Source organism: Streptomyces sp. NBC_01439 (genome assembly GCF_036227605.1).
Classification (GTDB): Bacteria; Actinomycetota; Actinomycetes; order Streptomycetales; family Streptomycetaceae; genus Streptomyces.
This window is the reverse complement of sequence record NZ_CP109487.1, coordinates 7,426,845-7,445,710: the sequence shown is the minus strand read 5'-3', so window position 1 is coordinate 7,445,710 and position 18,866 is coordinate 7,426,845. Positions and strand designations below refer to the sequence as shown.

Annotated in this window: 18 protein-coding genes; 5 read left to right on the top strand and 13 right to left on the bottom strand. The window is 71.6% G+C overall.

Annotated elements, in window-relative coordinates; genetic code table 11:
* Positions 1-22 precede the first annotated feature (22 nt).
* Both OG207_RS33915 and OG207_RS33910 read right to left on the bottom strand, forming a co-directional pair.
* A complete protein-coding gene (locus OG207_RS33915; protein WP_329103894.1) occupies positions 23-583 on the bottom strand; it encodes a sigma-70 family RNA polymerase sigma factor in 561 nt (186 codons plus the stop codon).
* A 73-nt stretch (positions 584-656) separates the two neighbouring features.
* Entirely contained in the window at positions 657-1,841 is a 1,185-nt protein-coding gene (locus tag OG207_RS33910) for a glycerophosphodiester phosphodiesterase (protein WP_329103892.1), read from the bottom strand.
* A 293-nt stretch (positions 1,842-2,134) separates the two neighbouring features.
* Here OG207_RS33910 and OG207_RS33905 point away from each other — a divergent pair, with 293 nt between their 5' ends.
* Positions 2,135-2,764 (top strand): lysophospholipid acyltransferase family protein, encoded by a 630-nt coding sequence (locus OG207_RS33905; RefSeq protein WP_033222645.1) that lies wholly within the window; start codon positions 2,135-2,137, stop codon positions 2,762-2,764.
* Between the two features lie 12 nt (positions 2,765-2,776).
* On the opposite strand, the gene OG207_RS33900 is transcribed toward OG207_RS33905, so the two are convergent.
* From OG207_RS33900 to OG207_RS33890, 3 genes are all read right to left on the bottom strand, one after another.
* The gene (locus tag OG207_RS33900; protein ID WP_329103889.1) at positions 2,777-4,252 is read right to left on the bottom strand and encodes a membrane-associated oxidoreductase; all 1,476 of its coding nucleotides are present in this window, start codon (positions 4,250-4,252) and stop codon (positions 2,777-2,779) included.
* Positions 4,253-4,322: 70 nt separating this feature from the next.
* A complete protein-coding gene (locus OG207_RS33895) occupies positions 4,323-5,867 on the bottom strand; it encodes an MFS transporter (protein ID WP_329103887.1) in 1,545 nt (514 codons plus the stop codon).
* Positions 5,864-6,415 carry a TetR/AcrR family transcriptional regulator gene (locus OG207_RS33890; RefSeq protein WP_329103885.1) on the bottom strand — a complete coding sequence of 184 codons (552 nt, stop codon included), beginning with the start codon at positions 6,413-6,415 and terminating at the stop codon, positions 5,864-5,866. Before OG207_RS33890 ends, OG207_RS33895 begins: the two co-directional genes overlap by 4 nt.
* Positions 6,416-6,505: 90 nt before the next feature.
* Here OG207_RS33890 and OG207_RS33885 point away from each other — a divergent pair, with 90 nt between their 5' ends.
* Positions 6,506-7,015 carry an HAD domain-containing protein gene (locus tag OG207_RS33885; protein WP_329103883.1) on the top strand — a complete coding sequence of 170 codons (510 nt, stop codon included), beginning with the start codon at positions 6,506-6,508 and terminating at the stop codon, positions 7,013-7,015.
* Between the two features lie 209 nt (positions 7,016-7,224).
* Here the strand turns inward: OG207_RS33885 and argH are convergent, their stop codons facing one another.
* Positions 7,225-8,652, bottom strand: a complete 1,428-nt coding sequence (gene argH, locus OG207_RS33880) for an argininosuccinate lyase (protein WP_329103881.1) — start codon at positions 8,650-8,652, stop codon at positions 7,225-7,227.
* Positions 8,653-8,778: 126 nt separating this feature from the next.
* The gene (locus OG207_RS33875) at positions 8,779-9,972 is read right to left on the bottom strand and encodes an argininosuccinate synthase (protein WP_030009472.1); all 1,194 of its coding nucleotides are present in this window, start codon (positions 9,970-9,972) and stop codon (positions 8,779-8,781) included.
* Between the two features lie 186 nt (positions 9,973-10,158).
* Here OG207_RS33875 and OG207_RS33870 point away from each other — a divergent pair, with 186 nt between their 5' ends.
* The 3 genes from OG207_RS33870 to OG207_RS33860 are packed head-to-tail and all read left to right on the top strand — an operon-like array spanning position 10,159 to position 12,802.
* Positions 10,159-11,517: a HEAT repeat domain-containing protein gene (locus OG207_RS33870; protein ID WP_329103879.1), complete on the top strand. Its 1,359-nt coding sequence runs from the start codon at positions 10,159-10,161 to the stop codon at positions 11,515-11,517.
* Between the two features lie 4 nt (positions 11,518-11,521).
* Positions 11,522-12,103, top strand: coding sequence for a pyridoxamine 5'-phosphate oxidase family protein (locus tag OG207_RS33865; protein ID WP_329103877.1), 582 nt, complete (start codon positions 11,522-11,524; stop codon positions 12,101-12,103).
* A gap of 6 nt (positions 12,104-12,109) precedes the next feature.
* The gene (locus OG207_RS33860; RefSeq protein ID WP_329108101.1) at positions 12,110-12,802 is read left to right on the top strand and encodes a L,D-transpeptidase family protein; all 693 of its coding nucleotides are present in this window, start codon (positions 12,110-12,112) and stop codon (positions 12,800-12,802) included.
* On the opposite strand, the gene OG207_RS33855 is transcribed toward OG207_RS33860, so the two are convergent.
* The 6 genes from OG207_RS33855 to argC form a co-directional block, all read right to left on the bottom strand.
* Complete coding sequence (locus tag OG207_RS33855; protein WP_329103875.1) at positions 12,789-13,709, bottom strand: hypothetical protein; 921 nt, start codon at positions 13,707-13,709, stop codon at positions 12,789-12,791. The two genes, OG207_RS33860 and OG207_RS33855, sit on opposite strands and share 14 nt — an antisense overlap.
* Before the next feature lie 79 nt (positions 13,710-13,788).
* Positions 13,789-14,325 (bottom strand): arginine repressor, encoded by a 537-nt coding sequence (locus OG207_RS33850; protein WP_030010023.1) that lies wholly within the window; start codon positions 14,323-14,325, stop codon positions 13,789-13,791.
* A gap of 7 nt (positions 14,326-14,332) precedes the next feature.
* Positions 14,333-15,538 carry an acetylornithine transaminase gene (locus OG207_RS33845; protein ID WP_329103873.1) on the bottom strand — a complete coding sequence of 402 codons (1,206 nt, stop codon included), beginning with the start codon at positions 15,536-15,538 and terminating at the stop codon, positions 14,333-14,335.
* Complete coding sequence (gene argB, locus OG207_RS33840; RefSeq protein ID WP_329103871.1) at positions 15,535-16,479, bottom strand: acetylglutamate kinase; 945 nt, start codon at positions 16,477-16,479, stop codon at positions 15,535-15,537. Before argB ends, OG207_RS33845 begins: the two co-directional genes overlap by 4 nt.
* Positions 16,476-17,633, bottom strand: coding sequence for a bifunctional glutamate N-acetyltransferase/amino-acid acetyltransferase ArgJ (gene argJ, locus OG207_RS33835; RefSeq protein ID WP_329103869.1), 1,158 nt, complete (start codon positions 17,631-17,633; stop codon positions 16,476-16,478). The genes argB and argJ overlap by 4 nt, the downstream gene beginning before the upstream one ends.
* The gene (gene argC, locus OG207_RS33830) at positions 17,630-18,658 is read right to left on the bottom strand and encodes an N-acetyl-gamma-glutamyl-phosphate reductase (RefSeq protein ID WP_329103867.1); all 1,029 of its coding nucleotides are present in this window, start codon (positions 18,656-18,658) and stop codon (positions 17,630-17,632) included. The genes argJ and argC overlap by 4 nt, the downstream gene beginning before the upstream one ends.
* Positions 18,659-18,866: the final 208 nt, after the last annotated feature.

The following is an 18,866-nucleotide window of genomic DNA, read 5'->3' as shown; positions in this document are numbered from 1 at the left end:
GCTCACCTGGTAGCCCGTTGGTCTACCGCTCCTTTCCCCGCAGGCCAGGAGCCGCAACCTCTGCAGCCAGCATTCTGCGCAGACATCCCAGGCAACGGGAACGGACGGGCCCCAAACTTCCTTGTGAGATACCCAACTCTCCTGCGATTTCACGGTAAGTGAGGTCTCTGGGCGAAAGAAGTGCCTTCATCAGCTCGGGACAGCGGCCGGGTAAACGGGCGACCGCCGATCGGAGTGCGCGGTTCTCCTCGCCGTGCAGGAGGGCGTCTTCGGGCTCGGCCGCGGGGGCTGCGCCGGCCGGTGCGCTCCCGTCCACAGGGTGCTGGCGGTGGCCGTACGGGATTTCCCGCCTGGCCCGGCGCCGGGCCAGGCGGGCCTCCGCCCGGACCGCCCGGCGCAGCCACCGCGCCGGCTCCGCGGGTTCGGCCGGATCGGGCGCGTGCCGGCCGCTCTCCAGCAGCCTGACCCAGACGGCTTGTTCCAGGTCGGCCGCGTCCATTCCGGTGCCCGGGGCCTCCGCGGCCGCCTCGGCGGAGAGGAGCGGGCCGAGCTTGTCGACGTAGTCAGCCTTCAGCAGGTCCATGCCGGGCGGGACGAGCGGACCGGGCCGGACGGTTTCCCCACCGGGCCCGGCCCACTCGTACGGGCAGCCGCGCTCAGCGGTTGACGGGGCGTCGGCCCGGGCGGAAGGCCTCCGCCGCGAGCAGCCCGGTGTCCGGGTTGTCGGTGAAGATCCCGTCGATGCCCTGTTCGAAGTAGGTCCGGAAGGCACCGAGGGCGTCCCCGTACGCGGTGGGGTCGGTCCCCTTGCGGTACTCGGCGGGCAGGAAGCTGTTCTCGTTGCGCGCGGTGTAGGGGTGCAGCAACAGCCCCCGGGCGTGGGCGTCCTTCACCAGGGTGGTCGGGGCGCCGAGCTTGCCGGCCGCGTCGCGCGGGAGGATCAGGTCCATGGTCGGGCCGATGCCCTGGGCGAAGCCGGCGATCCACTTCAGGCCCTCGGGCTTGACCAGGTCGGCGACCGTGCGCGGGTCCTTGGCCACCTCGAAGTCCCAGGGGCGGGTGGCGGCCGCGGAGAGCAGGACCACGCGGGGCGCGGAGACCAGCCGGGAGAGCCGCTGGATGCTGGAGGGCTCGAAGGACTGGAGGAAGACGGCGGCGCTGCGTCCGTCGCGCCCGTAGCGGCGCAGGAGCTTGGCGAGGGGCTCCTCCAGGCCGAGGCCCAGACCCCGGAAGTAGCTGGGGTGCTTGGTCTCGACGTGCAGCCACACCCGCCTGCCGCGCCGCTTGCCCTCGCGGTCGGCCCAGCGGAGCACCTCTTCGAAGGTGGGCACGGCCCACTGGCCGTCGTAGAGCGTGTTGCGCTGGCGGACGGCGGGGATGCGTTCCTTCGCGCGCAGGGTCTTCAGCTCGGCCAGGGTGAAGTCCTCGGTGAACCAGCCGGTGACGGCGACCCCGTCGACGGACTTCGTGGTGCGCCGCGCGGTGAACTCGGGGTGGTCGGCGACGTCGGTGGTCCCGCCGATCTCGTTCTCGTGGCGGCACACCAGGTGGCCGTCCTTGGTCGGGACGAGGTCCTGCTCGATGACGTCGGCGCCCAGGTCGAGGGCGAGCTGGTAGGAACCGATCGTGTGCTCCGGACGGTACCCGCTGGCTCCGCGATGGCCGATGACCGTCGGGTGGGGAAGGTCCCGGTGGCCCCCGTCACCGTTTCCGCGGCCGTCGCCGTGGCCGTAGCCGTCGTCCGCGGCGGCGGAACCCGCCGCGAGTCCCGTGATCCCGGTCCCCGCCGCCAGGACGGCCGCCCCCAGGACCGTGCGCCGCGCTGCCCCACCCTGTGTCATGAGTGCCACTCCTCTTCGTGATCGCCGTGTCGCGGCCCGCGATCGGCGTGCCGATGGTAGGCAAATAGGGGTGACTGCGGGGCGTGCGACGACGGCACATCCGGGGAACGTGGCGGAAACGTGCGTCAACACTGCGTATCCGACACGTGAACCCGATGTGCGCTCGGAGCTGACCCGCGAGTATCGTCCTCACCTGCGCTACCGCCGTGTGGTGGGTGCGCGAACCGCTTTTCGATGCCGGAGGGCCCACGTTGTTCCGTACGAAGCTCATCAAAGCCACTGTCGGACCGGTCATGCGCATGATGTTCCGCACCCGCGTGGAGGGCATCGAGAACATCCCCGGGTCCGGACCGGTGATTCTGGCGGGCAACCACCTCACCTTCATCGACTCCATGATCCTGCCGCTGGTGTGCGACCGCACGGTCCACTTCATCGGCAAGGACGAGTACGTGACCGGCAAGGGGATCAAGGGCCGCGCCATGGCCTGGTTCTTCAGCGGCTCCGGCATGATCCCCGTCGACCGTGACGGGGCCAACGGCGGCGTGGCGGCCCTGATGACCGGGCGCCGGATCCTCGAAGAGGGCAAGATCTTCGGCATCTACCCCGAGGGCACCCGCTCCCCCGACGGCCGCCTCTACCGCGGCCGGACCGGCATCGCCCGCCTCACCCTGATGACCGGCGCCCCCGTGGTGCCGTTCGCCATGATCGGCACCGACAAGCTCCAGCCGGGCGGCGCCGGCATGCCGCGCCCGGGCCGGGTCACCGTCCGCTTCGGCGAGCCGATGGAGTTCTCCCGCTACGAGGGCATGGACCGCGACCGCTACGTGCTGCGCGCCGTCACCGACTCGGTGATGGCCGAGGTCATGCGCCTCTCGGGCCAGGAGTACGTCGACATGTACGCCACCAAGGCGAAGGCCGCCTGACCCGCGCCGCGCCTACTGACGCTGGAGTGACCGGCTGACGCCCGCCGCCGTGGTGGTGGCGAGGATCCAGCCGGTCACGATCAGCAGGTACGACAGCCACTGGTGCAGGCCGCCCGGCGCGAAGGCCCCCTCCTGGCCGAAACCGACGATCGGCACCATCAGGTCGATCGTGTAGAAGACCGGGTTGAAGTCCGGTGCCTCCCCCGCCTTCAGGGCGCGCGGCGGGTCGATGCCGTACGCGATCGACCCGGTCATCAGTAACGCCAGCAGCCATCCCGCCGCGCGCAGCGGCCGGAAGCCGTAGCCGACGGTGACGTCCTGGAGCAGCCCCCACGCCCGGGCGGCCCGGGGCAGGGTGTGGCGGTGCCTGCGCAGCTTCGCGAGCTGGACGGTCCGGGCGGCCGCCTCGTCACCCGCCGTGCGGTAGGCCGCCGCGAGCTGTTCGTAGGCGTACGTGAGGTACCCGGACTCCTCCCGCTCCAAGGCGGGCAGTCGCTGCTCGGCGGGCAGGTGCGGGGCGAGGGTGCGGTAGGTCAGGCCGTCGATGGCGATCCGCTCGGGCCAGGCCTGCGGGTCGATGTGGAGCAGGTCGACGGTGGACCGGCGCAGGTTCACGTCGCCCCGGACCGGGGCGCAGCGGCGCAGCCACAGCTCGCCGATGGCGCAGCTGGAGGCGCGCAGAGCGGTCCCGTCCGGATTGGCGAGGTCGGCGCGGGTGAGGTTGACCTGGCCCGGGATCCGGGAGCCGGTGAGGTTGACCATGCCGCGGGCCTGCATCCGGTGCGCGCGCAGGTCGGTGCCGACGGTCAGGTTCTCGGCGTGCAGGGCGATCCCCCCGGGAGCCAGCAGCCGGGCGCGGTCGAGCTGGATCTGGCCGCCGACGGTGGCCCCGTTGAGGCGGAGCTGGCCGTGCACGGTCAGGTCGTTCGCGATGATGTCGGTGTCGACCTCGATGTGGTTGAGCTGGAGCGGGGGCTCGTCCGCCTCCTCGCCGGCCGTGGGGCCGATCACGGCGCCCTGGAGGAAGAGCCCCCCGGATATTTTGGCGCCCTGGAGCCGCACGGGCCCGGCGATCCGGCAGCAGGAGAGCCGTAGGACCACCTCGACGCGCACCGTGGAGGCCGTCAGGCCGGGCAGGGTGGAGTAGCCGAGGACCAGGGCGCGCAGCTGGGCCCCGTAGATCAGGGGCTTGCGCTCGAACCAGCAGTCGCGCAGCCGGATGGGGTGGTCGATCACGGCGTAGCGCAGGTCGAGCTTGCCCACGATCTTCGCGCCCTTGATCTTGAGACCGGGGATCCGGCCCTGCACGACGGGGCCGGCTCCCAGCAGGATCGCTCGCAGCACCTCGGCGCGCAGGGTGCGGTCGGGACCCCAGTCGGCCCCGTCGACGGAGCTGTCCTCGGGAGCGTGCCGGAAGTCGACCCCGTCGCCGCGCGGGAAGGCTTCCCAGACGCGGCGTTCCGCCGGGGTCAGATCGTTGATCTCCATCGCCGGGATGGTGTCCCGCACTTCGACGACCTGTCAACTCTAGCCGGAAAGGCACCCGTTCGGCGGGCGGTCAGTGCTCGAGGCCGTCCTGGAGCCGCTGGCCCTTGAGCAGGAACCAGGCGGCCACGGCGGTGGCCAGCAGTACGGCCGCACCGACGCCGGAGGCGAGCCGCAGCCCGTCGACGAAGGCGTCCTGGGCCGCGCCCACCATCACCTGGGCGGTGTGCGGGTCCAGTGCCTTGGCGGCCTCGACGGCCCCGCCGAGGGATTCGTGCGCGGCGTCGGCGACCGGGCCCGCGACCGAGGCCGGGGCGGTGAAGCTCTGGTAGACGCCGGTGACGATGGAGCCGAGCAGGGCGATGCCGAGGGCGGCGCCGAGTTCGTACGCCGTCTCGGAGACGGCGGAGGCCGAGCCCGCCTGCTCCTTGGGCACGCTGGAGAGGATCACGTCGGCGGTGACGGTGAAGGAGAATCCGGCACCGAGGCCGACGACGAGCAGGGCCGCGCCGAGCAGCGGGTAGCCGCTCTCCTTGTGGATCAGGGTGAGCACGGCGAGGGCCGCGCCGATGGCGCCGAGTCCGCCGGCCACGATGGACCGCACCGAGTACCGGCGGGCGTACCGGCCCGCGATCAGGCCGGTGACCACCGCGCCGATGGCGGCGGGCAGTTCGGCGAGGCCCGCCTCCAGCGGGTCGCGGCCCTGGACGAGCTGCAGGAACTGGGAGAGGAAGAAGACCAGCCCGGAGAGGCCGAAAACGGTGAGCAGGTCGGCGAGGACCGCGCCGGAGAAGCCGCGGTGCTTGAAGAGCCGCATGTCGAGCAGCGGGGACGCCAGGCCGAACTGGCGGCGCACGAAGGCGTACAGGGAGCCCGCGCCGAGTACCGCGGTGGCCGCGACCTCCCAGGTCACGCCGTGGGTGGCGACTTCCTTGACGGCGTAGACCACGCTGATCACGCCGACGAGGGAGAGGCCCACGCTGACGAGGTCCCAGGGGCCGGCGACGGGGTTCTTGGATTCGGGAAGCAGCTTGATTCCGACGACGACCAGGGCGATCATCACGGGGAGGTTGATCAGGAAGACCGAGCCCCACCAGAAGTGCTGGAGCAGGGCTCCGCCGACGACCGGGCCGACGGCCGCGCCGGCCGAGGCGGTGGCGCCCCAGATGCCGATCGCGAGGCTGCGCTCCTTGGGGTCGTGGAAGATGTTGCGGATCAGCGCGAGGGTGGATGGCATCAGGGTCGCACCGGCCACGCCCAGCAGGGCCCGGGCGACGATCATCATCTCGGGGCTGCTCGCGTAGGCGTTGAGCACGGACACGGCACCGAACGCGGTGGCGCCGGTGAGCAGTAGCTTCTTGCGGCCGATGCGGTCACCGAGGCTGCCCATGGAGACCAGGAGTCCGGCGATGACGAAGGAGTAGATGTCGCCTATCCACAGCAGCTGGGTGCCGGACGGCTTGAGGTCCTCGGAGAGCGCGGGCGTGGCGAGGCCGAGTACGGTCGCGTCGACGGCGACGAGCAGCACGGCGAGCACCAGCACGCCCAGGGCGAGCCAGCGGCCGCGGCTCCTGGTCTCCGTCCCGGTCGGGCTGTTCAGCTGCTGGGTGCTGCTCATTTCTCCACACTCCGTCTGGCGCCACCGAGCAACAGCTCGATGATCATGTACTGGAAGTCCTTGGCGGCGACCCGGCCGTCCATCACGGCCCAGGCGCAGGCGCCGACGAGCGCGTAGAGCGCCTCGGTGAGCCACGCGGGGCTCAGGTCGATCCGGATGTCGCCCTCTTCCTGGCCGCGCCGGAAGAGCGCGCTGACGCGGGCATCGAGCCGGGCCCACCCCTCGTTGACCTCGTCGCCCTCGAACAGCTGGTTCTCGGTGACGAGGAAGGCCAGCAGCTGGGCGTTGGGCTCGGACTCGGCGACGAGGCGTCTGATCGCCTCCAGCGCCGTGCCCTCGTCGAGGCGGGCGTTGTCGAACGCCACCTCGAACTCCCGGATGCCGAGTTCTTCGAGGGCCCGTACGAGGGCGTCGCGTCCGGCGAAGTGCCGGTGGAGGGTCGCGCGCCCAATGCCGGCGGCGCGGGCGACCTCGTCCATCGTGGCGGTCGACTTGCGGGAAAGCAGGGCGGCCGCAGCGCGGAGCACCTGGTCACGATCCATGGCCATGAGACAAACATACCCCGAATGAGACGTCAGTGTCTCATTAAGTCGAAAAATGAGCTGTCCGAGGGGCAGCCGGAACGGAATCCTGCCGCAATGAAGCCACTCCTGCTGATCGACGTCGACGGGCCGCTGAACCCCTACGCGGCCAAGGCCCAGCGCCGCCCCGAGGGCTACCGCACCCACCGGATGCGCCCGACGGGCTGGACGGAGGCGGAACGGGCCAAGCCGCTGCGGGTGTGGCTCAACCACGGCCACGGGGCTCAGCTGCTCGCCCTCGCGGACGCCTACGAGCTGGTCTGGGCCACCACGTGGAAGGACGAGGCCAACGACTGGATAGCCCCGCACCTGGGGCTGCCGAGGCTCCCCTTCATCGACTGGCCGGTGATGCACGGCCAGGCGCCGCGCGGCACGTTCTGGAAGACCCAGTACGTCCTCGAATACGCGGGCGAGCGACCGTTCGCCTGGATCGACGACGACATCACGGCGATGGACCGCGAGTACGTCGACCAGCGCCACCCGGCGCAGACCCTGCTGATGCGCATCGACGAGCGGATCGGACTGGTCCGCGCGGACTTCGACGCGCTGGCGGCGTGGGTCGCGTGAGGCGCGGCGGCGCACGGGCGACTTCCCCGAGGCCGGGCAGTGGCCGGTGAGGGCGCCCGGCGGCTGCGGCAAGCGCCGGAGGGGCGGCGGGAGCACAGGGCTCCTGCCGCCCCTCCGGGCATTCCGCCGCGTGCGGACGTACAGGCCCGGACCCGGATCCGGGTCCTACGGGCGTGCGGGCCGCAGGGCGGCGGACGCAGTGGGGGCGCCTACTGCTTGTGGGCCGCCCAGGCGTGCTGGATGACCAGGTCGGCCTTCAGCTCGGTGAGCTGGGTGGCGACCGCCGACGGGGCGGTGCCGCCGCGGCCGCTCCGCGAGGCCAGGGCGCCCTTGACGTTCAGCACGGTCCGGACCTCGGGAGTCAGGTGCTCCGAGATCTTCACGAACTGCTCGTCCGTCAGCTGGTCCAGCTCGATGCCCTCGCCCTCGCAGACCTTGACGCACTCGCCGGCCACCTCGTGGGCCACCCGGAACGGCACGCCCTGCTTGACCAGCCACTCGGCGATGTCGGTGGCGAGCGAGAAGCCCGCCGGGGCCAGCTCCTCCATCCGCTCCCGGTTGACCGTGAGGGTCGCCATCATGCCGGTGAAGGCCGGCAGCAGGACCTCGAGGGTGTCGCAGGAGTCGAAGACGGGCTCCTTGTCCTCCTGGAGGTCCCGGTTGTACGCCAGGGGCAGCGCCTTCAGGGTCGCGAGCAGGCCCGTCAGATTGCCGATGAGGCGGCCCGACTTGCCGCGCGCCAGCTCCGCGATGTCCGGGTTCTTCTTCTGCGGCATGATCGACGAGCCGGTCGAGAAGGCGTCGTGCAGCGTCACGAAGGAGAACTCCTTCGTGTTCCAGATGATGATCTCCTCCGCGATCCGGGACAGGTTGATCCCGATCATCGCGGTGATGAAGGCGAACTCGGCGACGAAGTCGCGCGAGGCCGTGCCGTCGATCGAATTGCCGACCGAGCCCCGCTCGAAGCCCAGGTCGGCGGCGACCTGCTCCGGGTCCAGCCCCAGCGAGGAGCCGGCCAGGGCGCCCGAGCCGTACGGGGAGACCGCGGTGCGGGTGTCCCACTGGCGCAGCCGCTCCGCGTCCCGGGACAGGGACTGCACGTGTGCCAGGACGTGGTGGGCGAAGAGCACCGGCTGGGCGTGCTGGAGGTGGGTCCGGCCCGGCATGGCCACGTCGTGATGCGTCTCGGCGAGGCCGACCAGCGCGTCCTGGAGGTCAGCGATCAGGCCGCCGATGATCCGGCCGTGGTCGCGCAGGTACATCCGGAAGAGGGTCGCCACCTGGTCGTTGCGGGACCGGCCGGCGCGCAGCTTGCCGCCGAGCTCGGCGCCGAGCCGCTCCAGCAGACCGCGCTCCAGGGCGGTGTGCACGTCCTCGTCGGCGATGGTGCCGGTGAAGGAGCCGTCCGCCACGTCGGCTTCGAGCTGGTCGAGTCCGGCGATCATGCGGTCGAGCTCTTCGCTCGTGAGCAGGCCCGCCTTGTGGAGCACGCGGGCGTGGGCGCGGGAGCCCGCGATGTCGTACGGCGCGAGGCGCCAGTCGAAGTGGACCGACGCCGACAGCAGGGCCAGCGCCTCCGAAGGACCGTCGGCGAACCGGCCGCCCCAGAGCCGGACGTCACCCTTGTTGCTGCTCACAGCTACTGCTCCTCAAGACTGCATGGCTTTGACTGCTGGTAAGGCTCCGGGGCCCGAAGGGCTCCGGATGTGCAACCGCCTCCCCGCCGCGGAGGTAACGGGGAGGCGGTACGGACTGCCGGTCGGTCAGGCGAGGTCGCGGCGGGCCGCGATCTTCGAGGAGAGACCGAAGATCTCGATGAAGCCCTGGGCCTTGGACTGGTCGAAGGTGTCGCCCGAGTCGTAGGTCGCCAGGTTGAAGTCGTACAGCGACTCGTCCGACTTCCGGCCGGTGACGACGGCGCGGCCGCCGTGCAGGGTCATCCGGATGTCACCGGTGACGTGCTGGTTGGCCTCGTTGATGAAGCCGTCCAGGGCCCGCTTGAGCGGGGAGAACCACAGGCCGTCATAGACCATCTCGCCCCAGCGCTGCTCGACCTGCCGCTTGTAGCGGGCCAGCTCGCGCTCGACGGTGACGTTCTCCAGCTCCTGGTGGGCCGTGATCAGCGCGATCGCGCCCGGGGCCTCGTACACCTCACGGGACTTGATGCCCACGAGGCGGTCCTCGACGATGTCGATCCGGCCGATGCCCTGGGCTCCGGCGCGGTCGTTGAGCTGCTGGATGGCCTGCAGCACGGTGACGGGCTTGCCGTCGATGGCGACCGGGACGCCCTCCTTGAAGGAGATGACGACCTCGTCGGCCTCGCGCGGCAGGGCCGGGTTCGAGGTGTACTCGTAGATGTCCTCGATCGGGGCGTTCCAGATGTCCTCCAGGAAGCCCGTCTCGACGGCGCGCCCGAAGACGTTCTGGTCGATGGAGTACGGGGACTTCTTGGTGGTCGCGATCGGGAGCTGCTTCTCCTCGCAGAAGGCGATGGCCTTGTCCCGGGTCATGGCGTAGTCGCGGACCGGGGCGATGCACTTGAGGTCCGGGGCGAGGGCGACGATGCCCGCCTCGAAGCGGACCTGGTCGTTGCCCTTGCCGGTGCAGCCGTGGGCGACGGTCGTGGCGCCGTGCTTCTTGGCGGCGGCGACCAGGTGCTTGACGATGGCCGGCCGGGAGAGCGCCGAGACCAGCGGGTACCGGTCCATGTAGAGGGCGTTCGCCTTGATCGCCGGGAGGCAGTACTCATTGGCGAACTCGTCGGAGGCGTCGGCGACCTCGGCCTCGACCGCACCGCAGTCGAGCGCGCGCTTGCGGATGACGTCCAGGTCCTCGCCGCCCTGGCCGACGTCCACGGCAACGGCGATGACCTCGGCGCCCGTCTCCTCGGCGATCCAACCGATGGCGACGGAGGTGTCCAGGCCGCCCGAGTAGGCGAGTACGACGCGCTCGGTCACGGGTTTCTCCTTACGGTGCATTCAACGACAGGCATAACTATGCACTACTCCGTATGTTTCGTCAATCAGCCTCTCGGGGGCTTCCTGTGCATCCCCCACCGGCCCGGCCTGACCTGCGGCTATATGGGAGGCGCGACAGCCGCCCGCCTCCCTACGATCAGCCCTGACAACCACAGGGGAGGGCATATGGACACGGACACGAAGGAACGGCTGCCGCTGCCGGGGGGCCCGGCGGCCGAGTGGATCGCCTTCGACCACGAGGTCCGGCGGACCCACCACTGGTCGTACACGAGCCCCCTCGAAACGCCGGACGCCGTGAAGCTGTGCCACGCCAACGGCCGGATCCGCGAGGCGGCCCTGCGGACGCCGTCGCCGCTGCTGCTGGAACTCGTCCTGATCCGGTGCACGGACTGGGTGCCGGCCGTACGGGAGCAGGCCCGGCGGGTCCTGGCCGCGGCCCTGGCGGACGACCCCGCGGGCACCGTGCTGCGGCTGACACCGCTCGTCATGCGGCTGGGCCGGCGCGAGCAGGGCGCGTGGGCGCTGGAACGGTTCGAAGCCGCCCTGGACGGCGACCGCGCCCTCCTCGGCGAGCTGCGCGGGAGCGCGGACCCGCTGAGCCGCCGGTTCGCGGCACGGCTGACCCTCGATGCCGGACTGCTGGACGTACGGGAACTGGCCCGGCTGGCGGCCGGCGAGCAGGATCCGGTGACGGGCGGACTCTGGACGGCCGGGGCGCTGGCCGCCCTGGCCGCCGACGGGCCGGACGACCGGGCGGTCGACGCCCTGCTCGGCGGGCGCAGCCCGATGGTCCGCTCCGCCGGGGTCACCGCCTTGCGCGGGGCCGGCCGGACCGCCGAGGCCGTCGGACACCTCGACGACCGCTCCGGGCTGGTCCGGGCCTGCGCCCGCTGGCTGGTGCGCCAGGGCGGCGGCGACCCGTACACCGTGTGCCGCGAACGGCTGGCCGACCCCGCCCGCGCCACCCCGTACGCGGTGACCGGCTTCGCCGAGTGCGCCCGCCGCGAGGACGCGCCGCTGCTGCGCGTGCTGCTGGAGCACCCCGACGGTCGGGTACGGGCCGCGGCCGTCACCGGGCTGCGCCTGCTGGACACCACGGACATCGAACTGCTGCGGGCGCTGCTGGACGATCCGTCGCCCGCGGTGGCCCGCGAGGTGGCCCAGAGCCTGAGCGCCTCCGCCCTGCTCCTGCCGGTCGACTGGCTGATGGACCGCATCGCGCCCGAGCGGCCGTCGCACACCCGTCGGGCCGCCTACCGGCTCCTGTTCGCCCGGGGCGGGGTCGCCGGACTGCGCGCCTCCACGGAGCTGCTGACGGACCGTGACCCGGCCCTGCGGACGATCGCCGCACAGCGCGTCCAGAGCATGTGGTCCCCGTACCGGCAGCCTGACCTACCGCTTCGCGATCCGGAGGTCGGCGCCCTCCTGGACCGGTGCACGCACCTGTTCAGCGGCTACGTCATGCGCCAGATGCGCGCACGGCTCGGGCTTCCGGCCCGGCCGGACCCCTCGGACGGATACTGATCCCATGGGAAAACTTCACGATCGAATAGACGGCCGGCTGCGCGCGTTCATCGAGGCCCAGCCGATCTTCTTCACCGCGACCGCCCCGCTCACGGGTGACGGTCACGTCAACCTCTCCCCCAAGGGCCGCGCCGGAACCCTCGTCGTCATCGACGAACAGACCCTGGCCTACCTGGACTTCGGGGGCAGCGGCGCCGAGACCATCGCCCACGTCCGGGAGAACGGACGGATCACCCTGATGTGGTGCGCGTTCTCCGGGCCGCCCAACATCGTGCGGATCCACGGCGAGGGCGAGGCGGTCTTCCGCGACGATCCGCGCTGGGGCGAACTGATCGCCCTCTTCGGTGACGCCGACGGGCCGTCCGCGCGAGCGGTCATCCTGGTCCACGCCCGCCGGATCGCCGATGTCTGCGGGTACGCCGTCCCCCTGATGGAGTACCAGGGCGAGCGGACCCTGCACGCGGAGTACTTCGGCCGCAAGACGGACGAGGAGTTCGCCGCCTACTGCGAGAAGAAGGAGTTCATCGGATCGAGCGTCGACGGCCTGCCTGCGCTGCCGCTGCCCCTTCCGCCCCGTACCGTCTGACATGTGCTGCGTACCGCTGTAGTCGCCGTCTCACTCGTCGTCACGACCCTGCTTCCGCAGGCCCCCTCGCAGGCACCCCTGCCCGACCGGCTGGCCGACACCGGCGGGGGAAGCCAGCTGATCACCGCCGTCGCGCCCACGCCCGGATCCACGACCGGTCAGGTGATCTGGTGGCAGCGATGGGCGGGGCGCTGGCACCGGTCCGGGAGCGCGCCCGCCCGCTTCGGCGCGAACGGGCTCACCGAGGGGGCGACCCGGACCCAGGGCACCAGCACCACGCCCACGGGCCTCTTCGAGCTCCCCTACGCCTTCGGGATCCGGCGGGCACCGGTGGGCACGGACCACGTCTACCGGCAGGTGGGCCGCGACTCCTGGTGGTGCCAGGACAACGCGTCCGCCCACTACAACCGCTGGGTCGAGCCGCTGCCCGCGGACTGCGCGCCGGGCGAGGCCGAGCACCTGGTGACGTACGACGAGCAGTACGCGCACGCGCTGGTGATCGCCTTCAACTACGACCGGCCGGTCCGCGGTGGGGGCGCCGGGATCTTCCTGCACGTGAACGGCAAGGGCGCGACGGCCGGTTGCGTGTCCGTGCCCGAGCGGGCCATGCGGGCGATCCTGCGCTGGGCGGACCCGCGCCGCCGTCCGCACATCGCCATCGGCACGGAGGAGGGGACGCTCGCCGTCACCCGCTACTAGGTCGTCCCGGGGCCCCGGGCTCGTCCTCATCGGCGGCCCGGTACTCGTACGCGTCCTCCCACCAGACCTTGTCGTCCAGCCACTCGTCGTCCTCGTCTTCGTCGTCGTGGTCCTCGTCGTCGACCTCTTCGACGATCCGGTCGACGCCGCGCCAGCTGCCGCGGTCTTCGACGCTCCGCAGGACGAGGGAGCGCTGCCGTTCGTCCAACGCCGCGAAGGCCGGGTGCGGCTCGGCGCGGATCAGGTCACCGAGCGGGTCGCCGCACTCCGTGTGCTCCCGGACCACCCTGCCGGCCTTCTCGGCCAGCAGCAGCGCCGCGAGACCGAGGGCGGCCACCGCGGCGCAGGCCCATTCCCGCAGACCCTGCGGGCGACCGGTCACCAGCAGCGCGCTCGCGAGGAGCCAGAACAACATCACCAGGGCGATGCCCACACAACTGATGCAGGCCAGGAACGCGTTCCCCCGGCCGTCGGGCATCCGCGGGAGCTCGGGCAGCAGGGCCGCCCGTTCGCTCCGGTACGCGCTGCGGCGCTCCAGGTACGGCTCGTCGCTCCGGTCGATCCAGCCGACCGACACGGGCTCGGGATCGTGTCGGCGTACGGCCTCCAGCAGGGCTGCGGGCAGCGGGTGGGCGGGGGCCCGGGCCGGCTCACGGCCCTGCTCGGTCAGGAACGCGGCACCCTCTTCGTCGATCCGGAGGTACCCGGCGAGGACCAATTCGGCCGCGGCCGCCTCGGTCGCCTCCTGCCGCAACAGGGCCATGTGGTACGGCTCCGGCTCTACGGCGGCGACGAGCCGGAGCGTCCGGCTGCGGACCCGCGCGCGGCGCCACCACAGCAGGGCGACGGGCCCGTAGACGGCGGCGGTCACGGCGGACACCAGTATGGCGAGGGCGAATTGGCGCACGCCTTGAGGCTATGTCGGCGAACGCCGCCGCGGCACCGGGAATTCCGGCGCCCCGGACCTGCCCACCGGTCCGGCCCGCTCAGCTCTCCTTCTGCGCCAGCCGCAGCAGGTGGTCGGCCAGGGCCTGGCCGCCCGCCGGGTCCCGGCTGATCAGCATCAGGGTGTCGTCGCCCGCGATCGTGCCGAGGATCGCGCGGAGTTCGGCCTGGTCGATCGCCGATGCGAGGAACTGCGCCGCGCCCGGCGGGGTGCGCAGGACCACGAGGTTCGCGGAGGCCTCCGCCGAGATCAGCAGCTCCCCGGAGAGGCGCCGCATGCGCTCCTCCTTCGCGGACTCGCCGAGCGGGGCCTGCGGGGTGCGGAAGCCGCCCTCGCTGGGTACCGCGTAGATCAGCTCGCCGCCGGTGTTGCGGATCTTCACCGCGCCCAGCTCGTCGAGGTCGCGCGAGAGCGTCGCCTGGGTGACGCTCAGCCCGTCGTCGGCGAGCAGCTTGGCCAGCTGGCTCTGGGAGCGGACCGGTTGCCGGTTGAGGATGTCCACGATCCGGCGGTGACGCGCGGTGCGGGTCTGCGGGACGGCCTGGCCGCCTTGCTCGTTGTCCTGCGCCTGACTCATCGTCGTCTCATTCTCCGGATCCGTCCCCGCCTGCTGCGTCAAGGATGCCGGGCAGGGCCCGGACGAACGCGTCCGCCTCGGCCTCGGTGAGTACGTACGGGGGCATGAGCCGTACGACGTCGGGGGCGGGCGCGTTGACCAGGAAGCCGGCGTCCTGAGCCGCCTGCTGCACCCGGGCGGCGAGCGGCTCGGTCAGCACGATACCCAGCAGTAGGCCGGAGCCGCGGACGTGGGAGACCAGGACGTGGCCCGTACCCTCGATCCCGGAGCGCAGCCGCTCGCCCCGGGCCTTGACCTGGTCGAGCAGCCCGCCCGTGGCGATCGTGTCGATGACGGCGAGGCCGGCGGCGCAGGCGACCGGGTTCCCGCCGAAGGTGGTGCCGTGCTGGCCCGGCTGGAGCAGGTCGGCGACGGGGCCGAAGGCGACCACCGCGCCGATGGGCAGACCGCCGCCCAGCCCCTTGGCGAGGGTGACGATGTCGGGCTCGACGTCCTCGTGGGCCTGGTGCTCGAACCACTGGCCGCACCGGCCGATGCCGGTCTGGACCTCGTCGAGGACGAGCAAGGTGCCGGTGGCGCGGGTGATCTCGCGGGCGGCCGTCAGGTATCCGGCGGGGGGTACGACGACGCCGTTCTCGCCCTGGACGGGCTCGATGACGACGAGGGCGGTCTCCTCGGTGACGGCGGCCCGCAGCGCCTCCACGTCACCGAACGGAACGTGGGTGACGTCGCCCGGCAGCGGCCGGAAGGGCTCCTGCTTCTTCGGCTGGCCGGTGAGCGCGAGCGCGCCCATGGTCCGGCCGTGGAAACCGCCGTCGGTGGCGACCATGTGGGTCCGCCCGGTCAGCCGGCCGATCTTGAAGGCGGCCTCGATGGACTCGGCGCCCGAGTTGCAGAAGAAGACCTTGCCGGGGCGGCCGAAGAGCTGGAGCAGCCGCTCGCCGAGCGCGACGACCGGCTCGGAGATGAAGAGGTTGGAGACGTGGCCGAGCGTGGAGATCTGCTCGGTCACGGCCGCCACGATCGCGGGGTGGGCGTGCCCGAGGGCGTTGACCGCGATGCCGCCGACGAAGTCGGTGTACTGCTTCCCGTCGGCGTCCCAGACCTGGGCGCCCTCGCCGCGTACGAGCGCGACCGCGGGGGTGCCGTAGTTGTTGGCCAGCGCCCCCCGCCAGCGTGCGCCGTACTCCTGGTTGCCGGTGCCCTTCGTCATTCCGTTCCCCCTGACTGGTGGTCGGGCACGACCATCGTGCCGATGCCGGAGTCCGTGAAGATCTCCAGCAGGATCGAGTGCTGGACCCGCCCGTCGAGCACGCGGGCGGTGTTGACGCCGTTGCGCACGGCGTGCAGGCAGCCCTCCATCTTGGGCACCATGCCGCTGGACAGCTCGGGCAGCAGCTTCTCCAGCTCGCTGACGGTGAGCTTGCTGATGACCTCGTCGCTGTGCGGCCAGTCCGCGTAGAGGCCCTCGACGTCGGTGAGCACCATCAGCGTCTCGGCACCCAGCGCCGCGGCGAGCGCGGCGGCCGCCGTGTCGGCGTTGACGTTGTAGACGTGGTGGTCGTCGGCGCTGCCCGCGATAGACGAGATGACCGGGATCCGACCGTCCTCCAGCAGGGCCTCGATGGCTCCGGTGTCGATGGAGGTGATCTCCCCGACCCGGCCGATGTCGATGACCTCGCCGTCGATTTCCGGGCTGTGCTTGGTCGCGATGATGGTGCGGGCGTCCTCGCCGGTCATGCCGACGGCCAGCGGCCCGTGCTGGTTGAGCAGTCCGACCAGCTCGCGCTGGACGTGGCCCGCCAGGACCATCCGTACGACGTCCATGGCCTCCGGGGTCGTGACGCGCAGCCCCGCCTTGAACTCGCTGACCAGGCCCTGCTTGTCGAGCTGGGCGTTGATCTGGGGGCCGCCGCCGTGCACGACGACCGGCTTCAGGCCGGCCTGGCGCAGGAAGACCACGTCCTGGGCGAAGGCGGCCTTGAGGTCCTCGTCGATCATGGCGTTGCCGCCGAACTTGATGACGACGACCTTGCCGTTGTGGCGGGTGAGCCACGGCAGGGCCTCGATGAGGATCTCCGCCTTGGGCAGGGCGGTGTGCTTGCGGGCGGTGCCGCCGGAGGTGCCGGGCTGGCCGGCCTTCTCGTCGCTCATGAGGAGTAGGCGCTGTTCTCGTGGACGTACTCGGCGGTCAGGTCGTTGCCCCAGATCACTGCGGACTCGCTGCCGTTCGACAGGTCGGCGGTGATGCGGACCTCGCGGCCCTTCATGGAGACCAGGTCGCGGTCGTCGCCGACCGATCCGTTGCGGCAGACCCAGACGTCGTTGATGGCGACGCCCAGCCGGTCCGGGTCGAAGGCTGCCTTGGTGGTGCCGATCGCGGAGAGCACCCGGCCCCAGTTCGGGTCCTCGCCGTGGATGGCGCACTTGAGCAGGTTGTTCCGGGCGATGGACCGGCCGACCTCGACCGCGTCGTCCTCGGTGAGCGCACCGATGACCTCGATGCGGATGTCCTTGCTGGCGCCCTCGGCGTCGCCGATGAGCTGGCGGGCCAGGTCGTCGCAGACCTTGCGGACGGCCTCGGCGAACTCCTCGTACGCCGGTACCTGGCCGGAGGCTCCGGAGGCGAGCAGCAGCACCGTGTCGTTGGTGGACATGCAGCCGTCGGAGTCGACCCGGTCGAAGGTGGTGCGGGTGGCGGCGCGCAGCGCCTTGTCCAGGGTGGCGCTGTCCAGGTCGGCGTCGGTGGTGATGACGACGAGCATGGTGGCCAGGCCCGGGGCGAGCATGCCCGCGCCCTTGGCCATGCCCCCGACGGTCCAGCCTCCCTGCGAGACGGTGGCCGTCTTGTGCACGCTGTCGGTGGTCTTGATGGCGATGGCGGCGGCCTCGCCGCCGTCCGCGGACAGGGCCGCGGCCGCCGTCTCGATGCCGGGGAGCAGCTTGTCCATGGGGAGCAGGACGCCGATCAGGCCGGTGGACGCCACCGCGATCTCCCCGGCGTTGAAGTCCCCGCCGAGCACCTGCGCGACCTTCTCCGCGGTGGCGTGGGTGTCCTGGAAGCCCTTGGGGCCGGTGCAGGCGTTGGCGCCACCGGAGTTCAGGACGACCGCGCTGACGGCGGCGCCCCGCAGGACCTGCTCGGACCAGTGCACGGGCGCGGCCTTGACGCGGTTGGAGGTGAAGACGCCCGCGGCGGCCAGACTCGGCCCGTTGTTGACCACGAGGGCCAGGTCGGGGTTGCCGTTGGCCTTGATCCCGGCGGCGATGCCGGCTGCCGTGAATCCCTGTGCTGCCGTGACGCTCACGGTGCGACTCCGATCGTCGAAAGACCCAGGCCCTCGTCGAGCCCCAGGGCGATGTTCATGCTCTGCACCGCGCCGCCCGCGGTGCCCTTGGTCAGGTTGTCGATGGCGCTGACGGCGATGATCCGCCGGACGGACTCGTCGTAGGCGACCTGGACGTGGACGGCGTTGGAACCGTGGACGGATTTGGTGGACGGCATCCGGCCCTCGGGCAGCAGGTGGACGAAGGGCTCGTCGGCGTAGGCCTTCTCGTACGCGGCGCGCAGCGATGCGGCGGTGGTGCCGGGGAGCGCCTTGGCCGAGCACGTGGCGAGGATGCCGCGCGCCATGGGCACGAGGGTCGGCGTGAAGGAGACGCTGACGCGCTCTTCCGCGAGCGGGCTCAGGTTCTGCACCATCTCGGGCGTGTGGCGGTGTCCGCCGCCGACGCCGTACGGAGTCACCGAGCCCATCACCTCGGCGCCGAGCAGGTGCGGTTTGAGGGCCTTGCCCGCACCGGAGGTTCCGGTGGCGGCGACGACCACGGCTTCCGGCTCGGCGAACTTCCCCTGGTAGGCGGGGAAGAGCGCGAGGGAGACGGCCGTGGGGAAGCAGCCGGGGACCGCGATGCGCTTGGTCCCCGTCAGCGCCTCGCGTGCGCCGGGCAGTTCGGGGAGTCCGTAGGGCCAGGTACCGGCGTGCGGGGCGCCGTAGAAGGCGTCCCAGTCGGCGGAGTCCTTGAGCCGGTGGTCGGCGCCCATGTCGACGACGAGGACGTCCTCGCCGAGCTGGGCGGCGACGGCGGCGGACTGGCCGTGCGGGAGGGCGAGGAAGACGACATCATGGCCGGCGAGGACCTCGGGGGTGGTCGCCTCCAGGGTGCGTCCCGCGAGCGGTACGAGGTGCGGTTGCAGGGAGCCGAGGAGCTGTCCGGCGTTGGAGTTGCCGGTGAGGGCGCCGATCTCCACCTCGGGGTGCGAGAGCAGGAGGCGCAGGACTTCTCCGCCCGCGTACCCGCTCGCTCCGGCCACCGCTACACGTACCACCATCGGACCCTCCTCATCGATGGCATGACTATACGTACTTACGCACGTTTATGCAACGCCTTCGATCTCGGAGGGAGGGTTGTACAAAAGGATCCGGCACACGGGGCTTCCAGGAGATGTCTAGCAGGAAAGACCCGGCCGCGGCGGCGATTCCGCCGGTAGCGTCGGGTGCGGCCGGGACCGGTCGGGCCGTCGGAGACCGGCGCCCGGC